Here is a 1,295-nt window from a genome sequence, read left to right on the forward strand (position 1 = left end):
GGGAAGGGGTTGAGGTGGCGTAGGTGGGCCTGTGCGATGGATTCGCCGGCTGTGCGGAGTCGGCGGACGGCTGCGGTGATGGGTCCGTATGTCGATCCCCAGCCCAGGACGAGGGTGTGGGCCTCGTGCGGGTCGTCGACTTCGAGGTCGGGTACGTCGATGCCGTCGATCTTGGCTTGGCGGGTGCGGACCATGAAGTCGTGGTTGGCGGGGTCGTAGGAGATGTTGCCGGTGCCGTCCTGTTTCTCGATGCCGCCGATGCGGTGTTCGAGGCCGGGGGTGCCGGGCACGGCCCAGGGGCGGGCGAGGGTGTGTGGGTCGCGTTTGTAGGGCCAGAAGACCTCGCTGCCGTCCTCCAGGGTGTGGTTGGGTCCCTGGGCGAACTGCACGGTCAGGTCCGGGAGTTCGTCGATCTCCGGGATCCGCCAGGGCTCGGAGCCGTTGGCGAGGTAGCCGTCGGACAGCAGCATCACCGGCGTGCGGTAGGTCAGCGCGATGCGGGCTGCTTCCAGTGCCGCGTCGAAGCAGTCGGCGGGCGTCCTCGGCGCTATCACCGGGACGGGGGCTTCGCCGTTGCGGCCGTACATCGCCTGGAGCAGGTCCGCCTGCTCGGTCTTGGTGGGCAGGCCGGTGGAGGGGCCGCCGCGCTGGATGTCGATCACCAGCAGGGGGAGTTCCAGGGAGACCGCCAGGCCGATCGTCTCCGACTTGAGCGCCACACCCGGGCCGGACGTCGTCGTCACCGCGAGGCTGCCGCCGAAGGCCGCGCCCAGCGCCGCTCCGATGCCGGCGATCTCGTCCTCGGCCTGGAAGGTGCGCACGCCGAAGTTCTTGTGCCGGCTCAGTTCGTGGAGGATGTCGGAGGCCGGGGTGATGGGGTAGGAGCCCAGGAACAGCGGCAGGTCCGCCTGGCGGGAGGCGGTGACCAGTCCGTAGGACAGGGCGAGGTTCCCGGAGATGTTGCGGTAGGTGCCGGTGGGGAAGGCGGTGGCGGCCGGCGCGACTTCGTAGGAGACCGCGAAGTCCTCGGTGGTCTCGCCGAAGTTCCAGCCCGCGTGGAACGCCGCCAGGTTCGCCTTCATGATCTCGGGTTTCTTGGCGAACTTGGTCTTCAGGAAGCGTTCGGTGCCCTCGGTGGGCCGGTGGTACATCCATGACAGGAGGCCGAGCGCGAACATGTTCTTGCTGCGCTCGGCCTCTTTGCGGCTGAGGTCGAATTCCTTGAGGGCCTCGACGGTCAGCGTGGTCAGAGGGACCGGATGGAGGCTGTAGCCGTCGAGGGAGCCGTCCTCCAG

The 1,295-nt window shown here is 68.6% G+C and carries 1 protein-coding gene; it reads right to left on the bottom strand.

What is annotated here, in order from left to right; all coding sequences use genetic code 11:
• A partial coding sequence (locus ABKA17_RS47875) for a 2-oxoacid:acceptor oxidoreductase subunit alpha (RefSeq protein WP_353698788.1) occupies positions 1–1,295 on the bottom strand: 1,295 nt, incomplete at both ends.

Origin of the sequence: Streptomyces sp. RG80, assembly GCF_040446465.1 — a bacterium.
Classification (GTDB): Bacteria; Actinomycetota; Actinomycetes; order Streptomycetales; family Streptomycetaceae; genus Streptomyces.